General features: G+C 29.2%; 17 protein-coding genes. 6 read left to right on the top strand and 11 right to left on the bottom strand.

What is annotated here, in order from left to right; genetic code table 11:
- Nucleotides 1-15 precede the first annotated feature (15 nt).
- Genes CLLT_RS03460 through rseP form a run of 6 tightly spaced genes read left to right on the top strand, consistent with a single transcriptional unit; the run spans nt 16 to nt 5,680 of the window.
- Nucleotides 16-1,074 carry a quinone-dependent dihydroorotate dehydrogenase gene (locus CLLT_RS03460; protein WP_012661340.1) on the top strand — a complete coding sequence of 353 codons (1,059 nt, stop codon included), beginning with the start codon at nt 16-18 and terminating at the stop codon, nt 1,072-1,074.
- Complete coding sequence (locus CLLT_RS03455; RefSeq protein WP_012661339.1) at nt 1,071-2,324, top strand: M16 family metallopeptidase; 1,254 nt, start codon at nt 1,071-1,073, stop codon at nt 2,322-2,324. The genes CLLT_RS03460 and CLLT_RS03455 overlap by 4 nt, the downstream gene beginning before the upstream one ends.
- Complete coding sequence (gene dapA, locus CLLT_RS03450; protein WP_012661338.1) at nt 2,314-3,210, top strand: 4-hydroxy-tetrahydrodipicolinate synthase; 897 nt, start codon at nt 2,314-2,316, stop codon at nt 3,208-3,210. The genes CLLT_RS03455 and dapA overlap by 11 nt, the downstream gene beginning before the upstream one ends.
- Entirely contained in the window at nt 3,210-3,989 is a 780-nt protein-coding gene (locus CLLT_RS03445) for an enoyl-ACP reductase (protein WP_012661337.1), read from the top strand. The genes dapA and CLLT_RS03445 overlap by 1 nt, the downstream gene beginning before the upstream one ends.
- A 51-nt stretch (nt 3,990-4,040) precedes the next feature.
- Nucleotides 4,041-4,577: a CDP-diacylglycerol--glycerol-3-phosphate 3-phosphatidyltransferase gene (gene pgsA / locus CLLT_RS03440; RefSeq protein WP_012661336.1), complete on the top strand. Its 537-nt coding sequence runs from the start codon at nt 4,041-4,043 to the stop codon at nt 4,575-4,577.
- Nucleotides 4,574-5,680: an RIP metalloprotease RseP gene (gene rseP / locus CLLT_RS03435; protein ID WP_012661335.1), complete on the top strand. Its 1,107-nt coding sequence runs from the start codon at nt 4,574-4,576 to the stop codon at nt 5,678-5,680. The genes pgsA and rseP overlap by 4 nt, the downstream gene beginning before the upstream one ends.
- Here rseP and CLLT_RS03430 read toward each other — a convergent pair.
- The 11 genes from CLLT_RS03430 to CLLT_RS03380 all read right to left on the bottom strand — a co-directional run bounded on the left by CLLT_RS03430 (nt 5,677) and on the right by CLLT_RS03380 (nt 18,472).
- Nucleotides 5,677-6,507: a hypothetical protein gene (locus tag CLLT_RS03430; RefSeq protein ID WP_070257131.1), complete on the bottom strand. Its 831-nt coding sequence runs from the start codon at nt 6,505-6,507 to the stop codon at nt 5,677-5,679. The two genes, rseP and CLLT_RS03430, sit on opposite strands and share 4 nt — an antisense overlap.
- Before the next feature lie 130 nt (nt 6,508-6,637).
- Nucleotides 6,638-8,476: a bifunctional tRNA (5-methylaminomethyl-2-thiouridine)(34)-methyltransferase MnmC2/FAD-dependent 5-carboxymethylaminomethyl-2-thiouridine(34) oxidoreductase MnmC1 gene (mnmC, locus tag CLLT_RS03425; protein ID WP_074691915.1), complete on the bottom strand. Its 1,839-nt coding sequence runs from the start codon at nt 8,474-8,476 to the stop codon at nt 6,638-6,640.
- Nucleotides 8,473-10,365 carry an N-acetylmuramoyl-L-alanine amidase gene (locus CLLT_RS03420; protein ID WP_115613988.1) on the bottom strand — a complete coding sequence of 631 codons (1,893 nt, stop codon included), beginning with the start codon at nt 10,363-10,365 and terminating at the stop codon, nt 8,473-8,475. The genes mnmC and CLLT_RS03420 overlap by 4 nt, the downstream gene beginning before the upstream one ends.
- Nucleotides 10,358-11,455 carry a nitronate monooxygenase gene (locus CLLT_RS03415; protein ID WP_041570274.1) on the bottom strand — a complete coding sequence of 366 codons (1,098 nt, stop codon included), beginning with the start codon at nt 11,453-11,455 and terminating at the stop codon, nt 10,358-10,360. The genes CLLT_RS03420 and CLLT_RS03415 overlap by 8 nt, the downstream gene beginning before the upstream one ends.
- A complete protein-coding gene (tyrS, locus tag CLLT_RS03410) occupies nt 11,455-12,657 on the bottom strand; it encodes a tyrosine--tRNA ligase (RefSeq protein ID WP_074692996.1) in 1,203 nt (400 codons plus the stop codon). The genes CLLT_RS03415 and tyrS overlap by 1 nt, the downstream gene beginning before the upstream one ends.
- Before the next feature lie 12 nt (nt 12,658-12,669).
- A complete protein-coding gene (locus tag CLLT_RS03405) occupies nt 12,670-14,859 on the bottom strand; it encodes a RelA/SpoT family protein (RefSeq protein ID WP_074692998.1) in 2,190 nt (729 codons plus the stop codon).
- The gene (locus CLLT_RS03400) at nt 14,843-15,061 is read right to left on the bottom strand and encodes a DNA-directed RNA polymerase subunit omega (RefSeq protein ID WP_012661328.1); all 219 of its coding nucleotides are present in this window, start codon (nt 15,059-15,061) and stop codon (nt 14,843-14,845) included. The genes CLLT_RS03405 and CLLT_RS03400 overlap by 17 nt, the downstream gene beginning before the upstream one ends.
- A gap of 8 nt (nt 15,062-15,069) precedes the next feature.
- Nucleotides 15,070-15,795, bottom strand: a complete 726-nt coding sequence (gene pyrH, locus CLLT_RS03395) for a UMP kinase (protein ID WP_012661327.1) — start codon at nt 15,793-15,795, stop codon at nt 15,070-15,072.
- 55 nt (nt 15,796-15,850) lie between these two features.
- Entirely contained in the window at nt 15,851-17,026 is a 1,176-nt protein-coding gene (locus tag CLLT_RS03390; RefSeq protein WP_012661326.1) for a murein hydrolase activator EnvC family protein, read from the bottom strand.
- On the bottom strand, nt 17,023-17,829 hold the full coding sequence (locus tag CLLT_RS03385) for an ABC transporter permease (protein ID WP_012661325.1): 807 nt from the start codon (nt 17,827-17,829) through the stop codon (nt 17,023-17,025). The genes CLLT_RS03390 and CLLT_RS03385 overlap by 4 nt, the downstream gene beginning before the upstream one ends.
- Nucleotides 17,816-18,472 carry a cell division ATP-binding protein FtsE gene (locus tag CLLT_RS03380; protein ID WP_039625813.1) on the bottom strand — a complete coding sequence of 219 codons (657 nt, stop codon included), beginning with the start codon at nt 18,470-18,472 and terminating at the stop codon, nt 17,816-17,818. Before CLLT_RS03380 ends, CLLT_RS03385 begins: the two co-directional genes overlap by 14 nt.
- Nucleotides 18,473-18,479: the final 7 nt, after the last annotated feature.

Genomic DNA, 18,479 nt, shown 5'->3' with positions numbered 1-18,479 from the left:
AAATAAAGGAAAAATATGACTTATGAAAGCTTAAAACCTTTAATATATAAATTAGATCCAGAAAATGCTCATACTTTGGCTGAATTTAGTATGCGAACACTAGATTATATATTTCCTGGAGGGCTTAGTTTTTTTGCAAAAGATTGTGTAATAAATGATGAAATTTTAAATCAAGAAATTTTTAATCTGAATTTTTATAATCCTGTAGGTTTAGCAGGTGGATTTGATAAAAATGCCACGATGATAAGACCGCTAAGTGCTTTAGGCTTTGGCTTTTTAGAGTATGGAACTTTTACTCCAAAACCTCAAAATGGTAATGAAAAACCTAGACTTTTTAGACTTGTTGAACAAGAAAGTATTCAAAATGCTATGGGTTTTAACAATAAAGGCAAAGACGCCATTGCTAAAGAAGTAAAAAAAGTCTATCCTTTTAGCATACCTTTAGTGGCAAATATAGGTAAAAACAAAATCACCCCAAATGAAGAAGCTATTAATGATTATATTATTTTATTAAAAGAATTTAAAGATTTGTGTGATTTATTTGTGATTAATATATCTTCTCCAAATACTAAAAATTTAAGAGATTTGCAAAGCGAGGAATTTGTAAGTACTTTATTTAACCAAGCAAAAGAAATCACAAATAAACCTGTGATTTTAAAAATAGCGCCAGATATGAGTATAGACAGTGCAATTTCACTTTGCAAAAGTGCTATTAGTGCAAAAGCTGATGGTATTATCATGGCAAATACTAGTATAGATTATTCTTTGATTGATAATACAAGAACCTTTGGTGGAATTAGTGGTAGATTAATCACTCAAAAAAGTGCGGCATTTTTTAAGGAAGTAGCTAAAGAAATTTATCAAGATACTATTTTAATAGCAAGTGGAGGCATAGATAGTGCCGAACTTGCTTATGAGCGTATCAAAAATGGTGCTAGCTTAGTCCAAATTTATACAGCTATGATTTTTAAAGGACCAAGCATTGTTAAAAATATCAATCAAGGTTTAATTGAGCTTTTAAAACAAGATGGTTTTAATCATATTAGTCAAGCTATAGGAGTTAATTTTAAATGATTAATTATAAAAAAATTACCCTTGAAAATAAACTTGAAATTTACACTTTACCTGTAAATAAAAAAAGCGGAGTTATAAGTGTAGATATTTTTTATAAAGTTGGCTCAAGAAATGAAAAAATGGGAAAAAGTGGCATAGCTCATATGCTTGAACATTTAAATTTTAAAAGTACAAAAAATTTAAAAGCAGGTGAATTTGATGAGATAGTCAAGGGTTTTGGTGGAGTGGATAATGCAAGTACAGGCTTTGACTATACGCATTATTTTATAAAATGCTCTAGTGAAAATTTAGACAAATCTTTATGGCTTTTTGCAGAATTAATGTGTAATTTAAATTTAAAAGATGATGAGTTTCAACCTGAAAGGAATGTGGTTTTAGAAGAAAGGCGTTGGAGAACTGATAATAATCCTTTGGGATATTTGTATTTTAGATTATACAATCATGCTTTTTTACACCATCCATACCACTGGACCCCGATAGGCTTTTTTAAAGATATACAAAATTGGAAAATAGAAGATATACAAGATTTTCATCAAACTTTTTATCAACCCAAAAATGCTATTTTACTTGTGAGTGGCGATATTAATGAAGATGAAGTTTTTGCTTTAGCTAAAAAACATTTTCAAGATATAAAAAACACCAAAGAAATCCCTATAGTTCATGAAAAAGAACCTGAACAAGATGGTGCTAAACGTGTGATCTTGCATAAAGAAAGTGATACGCAATTATTAGCACTTGCATATAAAATTCCTGCATTTAATCATGAAGATATGCCAAAACTTTGTGCATTAAGCGAACTTCTAGGAAATGGAAAAAGTTCTTTAATAAGTGAAATTTTAATTGATAAATTAGAACTTATCAATGAATTTTATGCTTATGCAAGTGAAAATATAGATGAGAATTTATTTATATTTATTTGTGTTTGCAATGAAGGTATAAAAGCAGAAGATGTTGAAAAAGAGCTTTTAAAGATTCTTGAAGATGTAAAAAATGCTAAATTTGATGATACTATCATGGAAAAAATCAAAAATACTGTAAAAAGTGATTTTATTTTTTCACTAAGTAATGCAAGTAGCGTTGCAAATATTTATGGATCTTATCTTGCCAAAGGTGATTTAAAACCTTTACTTGATTATGAAAAAAATATAGAAAATCTAAGCAAAGATGATTTAATTCATTGTGCTAGAAAATATTTTAATGAAAACAAATCTACAACAATAATCTTAAAAAGGGGTGAAAATGGACAATAATATCATCATAGGAGCAATGACAGCTTTAATAACTCCATTTAAAAATGGAAAATTAGATGAACAAACTTACCACAAACTCATCAAAAGACAAATAGCAAATGGAATTGATGCAGTAGTGCCTGTTGGAACAACCGGAGAAAGCGCCACCTTAACTCATGAAGAACATAGAATTTGTATAGAAATAGCTTTAGATGCTTGCAAGGGAAGTTCTTGTAAAGTTTTAGCCGGAGCAGGAAGCAATGCTACTCATGAAGCTGTAAGTTTAGCTAAGTTTGCACAAGAACATGGAGCTGATGGTATTTTAAGTGTTACTCCATATTACAATAAACCTACACAAGAAGGTTTGTATTTGCATTATAAAGAAATAGCAAAAAGTATTGATATACCTGTACTTTTATACAATGTACCAGGAAGAACAGGCTGTGATTTACAAACAGAAACCATTATAAGATTATTTAGAGATTGTGAAAATATTTATGGAGTAAAAGAAGCTAGTGGGAGCATTGATAAATGCGTTGATTTACTAGCGCATGAACCTAGAATGATGCTTTTAAGCGGTGAAGATGCGATTAATTATCCTATACTTTCAAATGGTGGAAAAGGTGTGATTTCAGTTACTTCAAATTTACTTCCTGATATGATTTCAAAATTAACTCATTTTGCTTTAGAAGAAAAATACATTGAAGCTAAAAAAATTAATGATGAGTTGTATAATATCAATAAAATTTTATTTTGCGAAAGCAATCCTATACCTATAAAAGCAGCGATGTATATAGCAGGATTAACCCCTACTTTAGAATATCGTTTGCCACTTTGCAAGCCTAGTGATTGTAATTTAGCAAAAATAGAAGCGATAATGAAAAACTATGATATCAAAGGATTTTAATGGATAATTTTTTTAAAAATAAAACTTTAGTAATTAGTGGCGGAACAAGAGGAATAGGAAAAGCTATAGTATATGAATTTGCAAAAGCAGGGGCAAATATTGCATTTACTTACAACTCAAATGCTCAAATTGCTGAAGATATGATAAAAGATTTAGAAAATAATTATAAAATCAAAGCAAAAGCTTATGAATTTAATATTTTAGAACCTGAAACTTACAAAGAATTATTTGAAAAAATTGATCAAGATTTTGATAGAGTTGATTTTTTCATTTCAAATGCTATTATCTCAGGTCGTGCAGTAGTTGGTGGATACACTAAATTTATGAAATTAAAACCAAGAGGTATTAATAATATCTTCACAGCTACTGTAAATGCTTTTGTAGTTGGAGCGCAAGAAGCTGCTAAAAGAATGGAAAAAGTTGGTGGTGGAAGCATACTTTCTATCTCATCAACCGGAAATTTAGTGCATATTGAAAATTATGCTGGTCATGGTACAGCAAAAGCTGCAGTAGAAGCTATGGCAAGATATGCTGCAACTGAGCTTGGCTCTAAGAATATTCGTGTAAATGTAGTAAGTGGTGGGCCAATTGACACTGATGCACTAAAAGCATTTACAAATTATGAAGAAGTTAAAAATGCAACTATTAATCTTAGTCCATTAAATCGTATCGGAGAACCTCAAGATCTAGCTGGAGCGTGTTTATTTTTATGCTCTGATAAGGCAAATTGGATCACAGGGCATACTTTAATCGTTGATGGTGGTACAACCTTTAAATGATTCATTACCCCACTTTGGGGTATTTTCTTTAAACACAAGGATTAATAAACAATGAATTTACCTAATATCTTAGCATTTATAAGGATATTATTAGCACCACTTTTGTTTTTTTTACTTATTAATGATTTTGAAAATATTCATCCTAGTTGGGTAAATTATTTTGCTTGTGTAATATTTGGCATAGCTGCAATGACGGATTTTTTTGACGGACACATTGCAAGAATGTGGAATCAAACAACAAAACTTGGAGCTATTATAGATCCACTTGCTGATAAAATGCTAATACTTGCTGCATTTTTAGGCTTATTGCTTACACAAAGGGCTGATCCTTGGATAGTTTATATTATCTTAGTTAGGGAATTTTTTATCACTGGTTTTAGGGTTATAATGGTGAGTGAGCAATTTGATGTTAGTGCTTCATTTGCTGGGAAAATTAAAACCTCATCTCAGGTTTGCGCGGTGATATTTTTAATCATGCAATGGCCATTTGCAAATGAATTGCTTATTTTAGCTTTATTTTTAACCCTATATTCAGGTATAGAATATGTCTTAGCCTATATTAAACATAGTAAAAAAGGTAATAATTGAAATCTTATATATTTTTATTTATAATTCTTGCCATAGGCTTTAAATTTTATTCTTTTAATTTTTTAATAACACTTTTTGTTATATCTTTTTTAATATTTTTTCATGAACTTGGGCATTTTTTAGCTGCAAAACATATGAGGGTTGATGTTGAAATTTTTAGTATAGGTTTTGGAAAAGCTGTTTTTAAAAAAACTTACAAAAACACAGAATACCGCTTATCTGCACTACCTTTTGGTGGTTATGTTAAACTCAAAGGACAAGATGATTTAAACCCTAGTAAAAAAAATTACGAAGCAAACAGCTATAATACTCTAAGCCCTTTAGCTAGAATTTACATACTCTTTGCGGGGCCATTTTTTAATTTCTTTTTAGCATTTTTACTTTATATAGCTATAGCTTTTTTAGGAGTTCAAAAGCTTGCACCCGTTATTGGTAATATAGCACCAAATTCAGCTGCACAAAAGGCAAATTTGCAAATTGGGGATAAAATTTTAGCCATAGATGGAGTTAAAATTCAAAGCTTTGAAGAAATTAGCAAACTTGTACATATAAAACCAACCTTACTTAATATAGAGCGCGATGGCAAACTCATCAACATTACCCTAACCCCACAAATTGATCAAGGCTATAATGAGTTTTATCAAAAAGTTCAAAAACCACTCATTGGCATAGCACCTAAAGGTGAGTTTGTTACTATTTACCATCCAGGAATTAATAGTTTAAAATACGCTTATGAAGAAAGCATAGAGGCTTCTTTGCTTATTTTTAAAGGACTTGCTAAAATAATAAGCGGGGAATTAGATGCAAAAAATATGGGTGGTATCATCACCATGGTAGATATAACCTCCAAAGCAGCAAATACTAGTATAGTAGTTTTATTTTTAATCACCGCCTTAATTTCTATCAATCTTGGAGTGTTAAATTTGCTTCCTATCCCAGCACTAGATGGAGGACATATACTTTTTAATCTTTATGAGTTAGTCTTTAAAAAAGAAGTGCCAAAAGTGTGTTTTGAATATCTTAGTTATTTTGGTATGGCTTTACTTTTAAGTTTAATGGTGTTTGTAACTTATAATGACATTACTCGTTTTATGAGTAATTAATAAGTCCTAGTAGCAAAATCATAACGATTAAATTTACCTATATTGTTTTTACGATATAAACTATTATAAAATTGCTTACTTAAACTTTGCTCATAATTTAGTCTAAATCTTACCCACATTGCTGTTTGATCTTTGGCGCTAGTTTTTTCATCTTGATAATTAAGTGATAAATCTAAAATAGAAATTGGAGAATAAGTAATGTTATATTGATTTTGTAATTCTTTTATATTAGAATTTACATTTAAGATATTTAAATAAGGCAAATCAAACATCAAACCAAGTTCCGTGCTATCTTCGCTATCATTTTCTTTTATATTGTAGTGATTAACATATGCTTTAAAATAACGACTAAATTGAAATTCAGCACCAAAACTATTTTTTTCATAAGCTTCTTTATATTGATCATTAAAATAATTAAAACCCAAATTAAACTCATCAAATTCATAACGATTAATAAGTCCTAAAGAATAAGCTTGTTCTAATTGCCCTATTCTTGCTTGTTTTTCTAAAAGTAAAGTAGCGTTTTCATAATCTAGTATTGAATTAATATTTTTTATATTTACATTTAAAGCGCCATAATCTAAATTAGCCTCTGTTTTATCTTTAGAGCTTAAATTTAAAACTTGACCTAAAGAATTACTGGCAAAAGAGCTAAGGTCAGCACCTTGAGCTTGGTACTCTTGTGGTTTTTGAAAAAATACTTGCTTAGAAGCAGTGTTTGATTTTTGATACTTGCTAATATTAGCCTCACCCTCACCTAAGCTTTCTTCCAAATTTAAAGCAAATGCATTTATGCATATACAGCTTAAAAAAATGTATTTTTTCACTCAACCTCTAATGTATTATTTTAAAGATACAAAATTTCACATTTATCATGAAATATTGCTAACTCTATATTTATAATAGCATTATATTTTTACAATATGACTAATAGTATTTCAAACAAAAAACTACTTACTATAAAACTTTTCCCTTTTTTAGCATTCTAATTAAAAACCTTGCAGGATGAGTAGCATGTAAAAAATCTTTTTCTATTTTTGGCTCATCAAAGATTAATGCACTAAGTATTCTAGCTCCAATAATAGCACTAGCAAAAGCCCTAGATCCATGAGCGATAGAAAAATACAAAGGAATAAAATCATTTGGCACTACTTGACTTTTATTTTTATGCCACAAAAGTGCTTTGTAATTTTGCAAATAAAATTTTTCATCATATGCTTGACCTACTATAGCAAATCTATCACTAGAATATGATCTAAATCCTACTTTACCACCCATAATTTCTAAATTTTCACCTTGCAAAAATTCTTTTATATTTTCAAAATTTTGTAAATCATCGTTTTTTAAAAGATTTTTTTCTTGATTAAGCCTATCATAACTTGCACCAATAAGCTGTAAATTTAATTCTTCGTTGATAGGACAGATATAACCTTTTGAAGATAGAGCATGAGTATTTTTTAAAAATGGCTTTAGATAAGTACATTGCCCTCTTACGCTACTTAATTTCATATGTTTATAATCTAAAAAATTCTTAATATCAGCACCTTGAGCATAAATTAATACATCATAATCTTTTAATGCTTTTTGATTATTAAATTGCAAAGAAAATTTTTCATTTTCATAAGAATAATCTTTAAATTCATGCTCAAAAAATACTTTAGCCTTGCTTTTTTGTAAAAGCGTTTTTACAAGCTCTTTGGGTTTGATACAAGCTCCATCTTTCAAAAAGGCCTGGTTGTTAATAATTTCAAATAAAACATTATCTTTTTGACTATCAAAACGCTCTTGCATAAGCTCATTATGCGCAAACTCATAAACCCCTTGAGGAATTAAATTTAAAATTTGCCTATAAAATCTACTAGCCTCCAAAAAAGCATATTGTGAAAACTCGCCCAATAAAACATCAGGTTTTAAAATCAAAGAACTCAAAATTCCATTAATATTACCAGAGGCACCTTTTCCTAATGAATTTTCTTTTTCAAAAACATCCACTTGGACATTTCTTAAAGAAAGTTCATAAGCTATACTAGCTCCAGCTATACCTGCTCCTATGATGGCTATTTTTTGTATCTCTTTTTTTAAACTTGGAGTGTTAAAATAAGCAAATTTATCTTTAAACTCAAGGCCATTAAAAATAGCCTGTATCATTTCTCTTTTTCTAAAACCTTTGATCTTTTGCACCTGAAAATTATTAACAATTAAAGCTTTTTTTAAAATACTTGCAGAAGAAAAGGTTAAAATCTTGGTATTTATTTTTGAATTTTTAGCAACTTTGCTTATAATGTCCTCATCAAACATTTCTTGATTTTTAGATGGAGCAAAACCATCTAAATACCAAATATCAGCTTTAAAATCTAAATTTTGCAACTTTTCTTTAGCATTACCAAATACTAAATCTAAAAAACAATCTTGAAAATAAAACCTATAAACTCCATCTTTACATGGGGGATAAAATTTTAAAAACTGCTCTAAAAGCTCTTTAAATTTCTCATAAAAACCAAGATTTTTATAGATTTGTCTTAATTTATCTTTTTCTATATAAAAATTTTCAAAACTAAGATAAAATAGTCTTTGATTTTCTTTTTTTTCTTTTATAAAGCGCTTTAAAGTAAGAAAAAAATTTAAACCTATACCAAAACCAAGCTCTGCAATGATAGTTTGTTTTGTTTGAAATTCAAAAGCATTAGTGTAGATAAATTCACTCTCGTTTAAACCATCACTGGAATTAAAATAATAATCATCAAAATCTAAAGAAAAAGGCGCATTGTTTTTAATAATGATATTTGCTTTTTTCATTGATTTTTATAAAAATAACTCTCTATACCATTAGCAATACCAATAGCTAATAATTCTTGGAAATTTTTATTTACCAATCTATTTCTTTCACTAGGATGACTAATATAACCTGTCTCAATCAATATAGCAGGCATTTGCGCACCCACTAAAACCCAAAAAGGAGCTTCTCTAACTCCACCATCTACAACTTTATATTTTTTTCTAACATTACTTAAAATGCTTTTTTGAACATCAATTGCTAATTTATTTGAAGCTACTATTTTTTCGCGATTTAGAAAATTTAAAAAAGTTTGTTTTGAAAAGAAATTCATCTCTTCAAAATCTGATTGATTTTCCAACTCAGCAGCTTTTTTACTTCTTTCACTTCTTGCAGGAGATAAAAAGAAAGTTTCAATGCCTTGCAAGGTTTTGGCTCTTTGTTTATTTGGCGCTGCATTTGCATGGATAGAAATAAATAAATCCGCCATTTTTTCATTGGCCATAGAGGTTCTATCTCTTAAATTTATAAATTTATCCGTACTTCTAGTATAATAAATTTTATATCCTCGTTTTTTAAGCTCTTTACCAAGTTTTAAAGCAACGCTTAAAACTACATCTTTTTCTCTAACACCCTTATCGCCTAAAGTACCTGGATCTTTACCTCCATGACCTGGATCAATTACTATGATTTTACCTGATTTTTTAATGGCAGTTTTTGCTGTTTTTGAGGTAGTTTTTGTCGGTATTTTTTTAGCCTTTTTTTCAAAGCCTATAAATAATTCCTCATCGTCTAAATCAAGATTAGTTTTAAAATCACTAGTAGAATTTAAAACAACTCTTACTGTAGTTTTATTAAATTGCACTATTGTGATGGATTGATTTTTATTGATGTCGATTTTTTTTCTATCACCTTCTAAAATAGCTTCAAAACTTACAATAGAACGATATGTTTTACCATCTTTAAAAGAATTGATTTTAACATCTTCAAAATCAATATCGTTGTTTAATTTTAAATTAACACCATTTTTATCTTTACTTGATTTTAAAATATATAAAGGCTCATTTTTAACAACTTCTTTTTTTACTTCTGTTTTTTTAGCTTCTTCTTGTTTTTTAACTATAGGTTTGGGCTCTTCTTTTTTTTCTACTTTTTCAAGCCCCATAAAAAGACTTTGATCTTTAAGTTCTATTTTGATCTTTAATTCTTTTTTTGAACTTAAGACCAAACGCATGCTAGTTGGGTTAAATTGCGACACAATAATATCGAAATCTTTAAATTCAAAAGTTCTCTTAGGTCCTTTTAAAATTCCATCAAAATCTGCAACATAACGAAAATTATCACCTTTTAAAGTAAAATTTTTTATATCTTTTTGGCTAATTTTTTCACTTAAATCAAGCAAGATACCATTGTCTAATTTCTTTACATCAAGTACAAAAAGCTCCTTTTGCGCCGGAACTTTTTTATCTTCTTTTTTATCTTCTTTTTTATCTTCTTTTTTATCTTCTTTTTTATCTTCTTTTTTATCTTCTTTTTTATTAATAGGTAATGTAGTATTGGTTTCAATTTTTGTTTGTTCTTTTTTTATTTTTTGATCTTGTATGATATTTAATGCATTTTTTAATCTTGAAATTTCTTCTTCACTTACCCCGCTTTCTTTAAGCTCTTGCACATAAGCTTTATCATCAAAACCTAAAGAATTGGAGCTAATAATCAATCTTTTTAAAATCTCATTTTTTTCTTCATTATTATCATTAATCACACTTTGTATATACAAAGATTTTAATTGCTGGTGTAATTGTAGTTTTTCTTCTGAATTAGAAGTTAAAAAATTTTGATCAAATTTCTTAACTTCTGCATTAGCAAAAACACTAAAACAAAATAATAAAAAAATAAAAAATATTCTAAGCATCTTCACCATTAACTAATTTTTTCATTAGCTCTTCTACACTAATAAGCTTATCTAGTCTATATCCATTAGCCCCTGTAAAAAATAAACCAGTATCTTTTTTACCACTCCAAGCATCATATAATCTATCTGCTATACAATAACCTACCTTTGTAGCTTCTTTACCTCTACCGCATGGCGCAACACAATTGCTAATGCAATTTATTTTTGGCCCCATTCTTTTATCGACCAAATTTAAAAGATTAGTTCTTACTCCTCTTGCAGGATATCCAACAGGAGATTTTAAAAGCTCGATATCTTCTTTTTTACAATTTAATAAAACCTGTTTAAAATCATCACTCGCATCACATTCAAAAGTTCCTATAAAACGAGTTCCCATTTGAACGCCACTTGCTCCTAAAGACATCATTTTTTCTATATCTTGCTTATCCCAAATTCCACCTGCAGCAATTAATGGTATATCACCCCAATTTTTAATCTCAGCTGCAACTTGTGGTACTACATTTTCTAACTGATATTCATCCATTAAGCATTGTTCATAAGTAAAGCCTTGATGACCTCCGCTTTTTGGCCCTTCAACTATAACTGCATCAGGCAAGCGATTGTATCTACTTTGCCATCTTTTGCAAATAATCTTTAAAGCCTTAGCTGAAGATACAATAGGCACCAAAGCAACATCAGGATAATCTTGTGTAAATTCAGGCAAATTTGTAGGCAAACCTGCTCCTGAAACTATCACATTAAAACCAAGCTCGCAAGCATTACGCGCAATTTGCGCATAATTATTACTTGCATATAAAATATTACAACCCAAAGGAGCATCTTTGCAAACTTTTCTAGCATTATCTATCAAAGCTTTTAAACCTGCTTTTGAGTAAAAATTATCACTACCGTAAGGTTTTGCATTGAACTCTTTATCTATATGTGTTCTATTTTCATAATATCCAGTTCCTACTGAAGAAATAATCCCTAATCCACCATTTAAAGAAACTGCAGAAGCAAGTTTGTCCCAACTTATACCAAGTCCCATACCACCTTGAAAAATAGGATATTTTATCTCATGCTTTCCAATTTTTAAAGCTTTAAAACTCATCATATTACCTTTAATTTTGCAAATTTTCTTTTTCCAACTTGTAAAATATATTCACCGTTTTCTAGTTGGAATTGTTCATCTTGAACTTTTTCTCCATTAACACTTACCGCATTTGAATTAATCAATCTTCTAGCAGCTGAAGTAGAACTTTCCATTTTGCACTCTACTATAGCTTTTGCAAGCCAAATACTACCTTCTAAAGTAAAACTTGGCATATCACTAGGAAGTTCTTTTGCACTATGGACTTTGTCAAATTCTTCTTTAGCTTTTAGCGCACATTCATTTGAGTGAAAACGCGCAGTAATTTCTAAAGCTAAATTTTCTTTAGCTTTTTTAGGGTGTAATGAACCATTTTTAATATCATCTTTTATTTGTGAAATTTCATTTAAACTTTTTTCGCTTAAAAGTTCATAATATCTAAACATCAACTCATCACTTATACTCAAAACTTTAGCATACATATCTTTAGCATCTTCAGTTACACCGATATAATTTCCCAAGCTTTTACTCATTTTATTCACACCATCAAGGCCTTCAAGCAATGGCATCATCATCACCGCTTGTTCTTTTTGACAATTATATACTCTTTGAAGTTGTCTTCCCATTAAGAGATTAAATTTTTGATCAGTCCCGCCCATTTCTATATCACTTTTTAAAACAACACTATCATAACCTTGCAAAAGTGGATATAAAAACTCACAAATTGAAATTGGGCTTTGCTCTTTAAAACGCTTAGTAAAATCATCTCTTTCAAGCATTCTAGCAACACTAAAAGTCGAAGTAAGCTCTACTATACCAGCAGCACCAAGCTCATTTAGCCATTTAGAATTAAAATGAATTTGAGTTTTACTTGGATCTAAAATCTTAAAAACTTGCTCTTCATAAGTTTTGGCATTTTTAAGTACTTCTTCTTTATCAAGTTTTTTCCTTGTAACACTTTTGCCTGTTGGATCTCCAATTTGAGCAGTAAAATCACCTATTAAAAACTGCACTATAGCTCCATGTTTTTGAAGCAAAGCCATTTTACTCAAAACCACAGTGTGACCCAAATGCAAATCAGCAGCTGTAGGATCAAAACCGGCCTTTACAAAAAAATTTTCACCTTTTTCATAGTAATTTTTTACTAAAGAAACCAATCTTTCCTCATCAATAATTTCTGCTATTCCTCTTTTAATTTCTTTAATAATTTCATTAATATCCATAAAAAAACCTTTTTAGTGATTATTATATGCATCATTTAAAGATATAAAATCTAAAATTTTATATCTAGATTTTAATCTTTCTTTTGCATTCTCAAGATCTATATTGCTAGGTAACTCAACCTGTACTTCAAAATAATTTGCAACAACTGGCTCTGAATCAGCTGAGTTAATACTTAAAACATTAATCTGCATTTTAGCCAAAGTAGTTAGAAAATCCGCTAAAGAGCCTTTTTTATTTTCTATAGAAACGATGATTTTGTAACTTTTTATCGAACTATCATTCCAGAAAACAAAAACCATTTCTTTGTTATCTTCTATCATTTTCATTGCTTGCTCACAAAGCTTATGGTGTATTGTTGCTCCAGTTGAATGTCTAAAAGCAATGATTTCATCCCCTCTTTTAGGTCTACAACAATAATCAAAATTAATTGTGGTTATTTTATAATTAGAACCAATCACTATGCTTTCAAATTTTTGCTCATTTTGTTCAAATTTAGCTGCTTGATTTTGCCCCATATATTTTCTTAGTGCAATAATTACATCTTTAAAATAATTAAAATCCAAAGCAATTTGTCTTAGCTTTTTATTAAAATTTTCTTTTTCAAGCCATTCTTCTATAAGTTTAGAATCTTTATTAAAAACAGTAGATAAAAGATTAATAGCAATTTTATTATTTAACTCTTTTTTCTTTTGCTTGCAAAAATCTCTTATACTAGCCCTAGCTTTTCCTGTTTTAACGCTATCTATCCATGAACATCTAAAAAATTCTTCTTCTGAAGTTTCAATACTAACTATATCTCCATTTTTAAGCACAGTTAAAAGTGGTACTCTTACGCGATTAACAAAAGCAGTTTTTGCATGAAGTCCTACTTTAGTATGAACTTCATAAGCAAAATCTAAAGCTGTAGCCCCACGCGGCAAGGTGAAAATTTCTCCCTTTGGAGAATACACTGCTATATCTTCTATATATAAACTATCTTTTGCATATTCATAAAGTTCAATAGCATCACAATCTTGCACAGCATTGCCATCTTCTTTACCATGCATAGAAATGTCTGCAAGCCAATCTAAATTTGGTGTTGTTATATTTCCTTCTTTATATTTCCAATGCGCTGCCACGCCAAATTCAGCAGTCTTGTGCATATCAAAGGTGCGAATTTGAGCTTCTATGATATTTTTTGCATCAAAAAGTGTTGTATGTAAGGTCTGATAACCATTTTGTTTTGGCAAAGCTATATAGTCTTTAAATCTTGAAATTAAAGGATTAAAATGTGTATGTAAAATTCCTAAAGCCAAATAACAATCATAAACTTTTTCAACCAAAATTCTTACACCTAAAAGGTCTAAAACTTCATCAAGTCCCACACCTTTTCTTTGCATTTTTAAGTAAATAGAGTAATTATGTTTAATTCTTTTGTGTATAACAAAGCTACCTTGTCTAAACCCATTTTCCAAAAATAACATTTCTATTTTTGAAATAAATTCATTAAATCCAAGTTGAATTTGTTGATCTTTTGCATTTATATAATTATCAATTTGTGCATATTCATCAGGCAATAAAAACTTAAAACTTAAATCCTCAAGTAAATTTTTTATACTTGAAATTCCAAGTCTATGAGCTATAGGTGCATATACCACCAAGGTTTCTTCACTGATTCTTTTTTGTTTATCTTCTCTTAAAAAATTTAAAGTAAGCATATTGTGCAATCTATCACAAAGCTTTATTACAAGCACGCTCACATCTTCAACACCAGCTAAAAGCATATTTCTAAAAGTCAAAGCAGATTTTGCAAGTTTTTCATTAGAATTAGAGCGTGTAAGATGATCTTCTCTAATACTGACTATTTTAGTTAAACCTTGAACTAATTTAGTAACTTCTTCTCCAAAATTTAAACTCAGTTCTTCTTCATTGCAATTTGTATCTTCTAATACATCATGTAATAATGCAGCGATGATCATAGACTGCACAGGGCTTAAAAATGCCACAAAAGAAGCCACTAATATAGGATGAACTGCATATGGTTCTCCGCTTTTTCGAAATTGTCCTTCGTGTTTTTGAATACAAAAATCTACTGCTTTTTCTAAAACAGCAGATTGTGGAAAGACCATAAAAAGGATTTCTTTTGCTCTTTGTAAATCCTTACAATTTTTAACATCATCAACAAGTTTATCTAATAACAACTCATCATTTACTAGTTTCAACAAAACCCTCTAAAACGATTTTATCTTCTGCTATTTCATGTAAAGCAATGTCAGTGTATTTGTATTTATTTTTATCTAAATTTACTAAAGGCTCTGCACCATTTGCAAGTTCTTCAGCTCTTTTAGCTACCACAAGAGCTAATTTATATCTATCATCTTTTAGTTTTTTTAATGCTTTTGCAGCTATTTGTTCTACTCTCATTTTTATCCTTAATCTTGATTTTTAACAATAGAGCATAAACTCATATCGCCTTGGATGATTTTTAATAAATTTCCTTCTTTAAACATATTACATACCACAATAGGTAAAGCATTATCTTTAGCTAAAGCTATTGCGGTATCATCCATAACTTTGATATTATCATGCAAAGCTCTTTCATAGCTTAATTCATTAAGCATAATTGCATCATCGTATTTTTTAGGATCTTTATCATAAATTCCATCTACTTTAGTTGCTTTAATAATCATATCCGCTTGAATTTCCACCGCTCTTAAAGTAGCAGCAGTATCTGTAGTAAAATAAGGATTACCCGTACCACAAGCAAAGATAACTATACGTCCTTTTTCTAAATGCCTATGCGCTCTTCTCATGATATAGGTTTCACAAAATGCTTCCATTTGAATAGCACTTTGAACCCTTACATCAAGTCCAGCACTTTCTAATGCTTCTTGCATAGCTATAGAATTAATCACAGTAGCAAGCATACCCATATGATCGCCACTTGTTCTTTTTATAAGCCCATCTCTTGCAGCAGAAACCCCTCTAATGATATTTCCACCACCTATTACTATACCTACTTCAACATTTTCATTTATCAAACTCTTAATTTCACCAGCAATATATTTTAAAATGGAATTTTCTATACCAAATCCATTTTCTCCAGCCAAAGCTTCGCCAGAAAATTTAACCAATACTCTTTTTCTTTTATTGTTCATTAAATTTCTCCTTTGATTTGAAACTATATCAAAATTCGCATTAAAAAAAACTAATTTATTTTATCATTTCTAAAGGATTGATATGGAAATTCTTTTGTGTTACTTCAAAAGTTAAATCACTCTCAACCCTACCTATAATATAACCTTTTTTGATATTTCTACCCACTTTAACCCCAGGTGCAATTTTATCTAAATGCGCATAAATAGTATGTATACCATCTTTATTTTCTACAATCACAACTTTTTTTAAAGTCGGAGTTGCTTTTGCAAAAACTACTTTACCATCTAAGACATTTCTTACTGCAGCGTTAGCACTGTCACTTTTTAAAACTACATTTTCATTATAAATTTTTATATTATAAATAGGATCAACATAATTTCCAAATTTTTGCTTTACCGTGTAAGATTCTAAAGGAGCAATTGTCCTAGGGCCACTATAGCGTTTAACACTGCTTGTTTGATAACTTGAGCCTACTTGTTTAACATTTGAGTTTGGTTTTTTATCTTCTTTTTTTTGCGCTAACTTTTCTTCTTCTTTTTCTTTAATAATTTTTAAATTATTAAGTGTTTTTCTTAATTCTTGTTGTTGGGCTTGTAAATTAAAAAGTTTTCTAGTATAGATTTCTTTATCTGTTTTTTGCTTAGCTATCTCTTGCTCTTGTTTTTTTCTAAGATTTTTAAGCTCATCGATTTGATCTTTATAGGCTTTTAAATTGTTATTAATTGTGGTAATTTGAGTTTGTTTTTCTTCTATTTTTTTACTTATATTTTCATAATCTTTTGAAATTTGATAAAATTCTTCTTTGAAAATTTTATCCAAAACACCAACTAATTCTAAAGCTATGATACTATCTTCACTTTCGATATAATTTTTAGGGATTGCCAAATCATAAGCAAAGTCTTTGGCAATTAAATCAATAATCTTTCCTTCGATTTTGTTTTTATTTTGCAAAAGATCTTTATTTTGCGCATTGAGTTGTTCTAGCGCTTTTATTTGAGTTTTTACTGAACTTTCAAGTTTAGAGGTTTTTGAAGTTAAAGTGCTAATTTCCAAAGCAATTTTTTTTAAATTTTTTTCATTATCTAAAATTTCGCTAGCTAAATCTTCTAGCTTTTTAGAAAGTTGCTTTACTATGCGCTCATTTTCTTTAATATCTTTTTGTTTTTGTGCAATTTCATTTGCAAATAACACAGAAAAAGAAAACAAAAAAAGCAAAAAGCATTTTTTCATTTTCTAACCTTAAACATTACAAAATTCACACAAGCAAAACAAACACAAAGCATTGCTAAAAAAATCAAAAACAAATGTGTGAAAATACTTATTTTAGGTAAGCTAATATCCACGCTTTGCAAAGCTAGTTTGATAGATTCAAGATCATAAACTTGGGTAAAAAATAATACAAGCAATAAAAATGCTATAAAACAATCAATAAAAACAATCTTATAAAGCATAAAAGATCTAAACCAAAACGGCGCTCCAAGCAAACACATGATTTCCACTCTTTGAGTATGTTCAAAAAGCCAAATTTTCATTTGCTTAAGCAGCAATACAAAGCTAAGTAATATTATAATAAACAAGAAAAACCATAATAAAAATTTCACTAAAACCAAAAGTTTATAAATTTTTGTATGCGTTTTAGCAAAAGTCTCCACTCTAGTAATGCTAGGATTTTTTAAAAGCTTATCTTTTAAAGTATTTAACTCATCTTCTGATAAAAGTTTATTGAGTTTTAGAGTGTAAAATTTTGGCAATGTAGCCTTTAAAACCTCTATATTTTTAGCTGATATATCATTTTTAAGTCTATCTATCATTTCATTTGGATTTAAAATTTCCAAAGACTGAAAATGGCTTACTTGATCTTCTATGCTCTTTTTATCCAAATGAGTTTTACCTACTAAAATAATATTATAATCTTTATTTAAAAGTTTTTCATAATGCTCTATAGTTTTGTTTGTAATGATTAAAAACTCAAAAGCAAACATCATTACCATTAATGCAAATATCAAAGAAAGATGATTTTTAAAAGATTTCATTCATTCTCCCATTTTCAATATTAAAACGACGATAATCAAGTCTTAAATTAGTAGGAATTCTATGCGTAACAACTACCACACAAGTTCCAAGTATTTCTCTAGCTGATTTTAATAAAGTCCATATAATATCTGAAGAATACTCATCTAAATTTCCCGTTGGTTCATCACATAAGAGTAATTTTGGATTATGCGCCAAAGCTCTTGCCATAGCCACGCGTTGTTGCTCTCCACCTGAAAGTTGAGCTGGCTTTTTGTCAGCTTTGAAAGTTAAATTTACATGCTTTAAAAGCTTTGCGGCTTGTTCTTTGCATACATTCTTACTATAGCCTTTAATCATCAAAGGTAGCATTACATTTTTTTCTACGCTAAATTCTTGAACTAAGCGATAATCTTGAAAAATAATTCCTATTTTTTGCCTAAGCTGTAAAAGCTCAGCATTAGAAATATCCACTAAATCATTATTGCAAACTTTTAAATTCCCACTTATTGGCTCCAAATCTCCATAAAAAGATTTTAACAAAGTTGACTTCCCGCTACCACTTTTTCCTGTAATAAAAACGAAATCATTATCTTTTAGCGAAAAACTAGCATTTTCTATAACAAGTTCATCATAACCAAGACAAAGCTTTTTAGCTTCTATCATCACTGCT

Source organism: Campylobacter lari subsp. lari, from assembly GCF_013372185.1.
Lineage (GTDB): Bacteria > Campylobacterota > Campylobacteria > Campylobacterales > Campylobacteraceae > Campylobacter_D > Campylobacter_D lari.
This window is presented reverse-complemented; position numbering and strand designations above follow the sequence as displayed.

Excerpts from the sequence above, each read along its gene's own strand:
- CLLT_RS03455 (WP_012661339.1), top strand. The coding sequence starts at position 1,071 with ATGATTAATTATAAAAAAATTACCCTTGAAAATAAACTTGAAATTTAC.
- CLLT_RS03380 (WP_039625813.1), bottom strand. The coding sequence starts at position 18,472 with ATGATAGAAGCTAAAAAGCTTTGTCTTGGTTATGATGAACTTGTTATA.
- CLLT_RS03385 (WP_012661325.1), bottom strand. The coding sequence starts at position 17,829 with ATGAAATCTTTTAAAAATCATCTTTCTTTGATATTTGCATTAATGGTA.
- CLLT_RS03390 (WP_012661326.1), bottom strand. The coding sequence starts at position 17,026 with ATGAAAAAATGCTTTTTGCTTTTTTTGTTTTCTTTTTCTGTGTTATTT.
- CLLT_RS03400 (WP_012661328.1), bottom strand. The coding sequence starts at position 15,061 with ATGAGAGTAGAACAAATAGCTGCAAAAGCATTAAAAAAACTAAAAGAT.
- CLLT_RS03420 (WP_115613988.1), bottom strand. The coding sequence starts at position 10,365 with ATGCTTAGAATATTTTTTATTTTTTTATTATTTTGTTTTAGTGTTTTT.
- mnmC (WP_074691915.1), bottom strand. The coding sequence starts at position 8,476 with ATGAAAAAAGCAAATATCATTATTAAAAACAATGCGCCTTTTTCTTTA.
- CLLT_RS03460 (WP_012661340.1), top strand. The coding sequence starts at position 16 with ATGACTTATGAAAGCTTAAAACCTTTAATATATAAATTAGATCCAGAA.
- pgsA (WP_012661336.1), top strand. The coding sequence starts at position 4,041 with ATGAATTTACCTAATATCTTAGCATTTATAAGGATATTATTAGCACCA.
- CLLT_RS03415 (WP_041570274.1), bottom strand. The coding sequence starts at position 11,455 with ATGAGTTTTAAAGCTTTAAAAATTGGAAAGCATGAGATAAAATATCCT.
- pyrH (WP_012661327.1), bottom strand. The coding sequence starts at position 15,795 with ATGAACAATAAAAGAAAAAGAGTATTGGTTAAATTTTCTGGCGAAGCT.
- CLLT_RS03445 (WP_012661337.1), top strand. The coding sequence starts at position 3,210 with ATGGATAATTTTTTTAAAAATAAAACTTTAGTAATTAGTGGCGGAACA.
- tyrS (WP_074692996.1), bottom strand. The coding sequence starts at position 12,657 with ATGGATATTAATGAAATTATTAAAGAAATTAAAAGAGGAATAGCAGAA.
- dapA (WP_012661338.1), top strand. The coding sequence starts at position 2,314 with ATGGACAATAATATCATCATAGGAGCAATGACAGCTTTAATAACTCCA.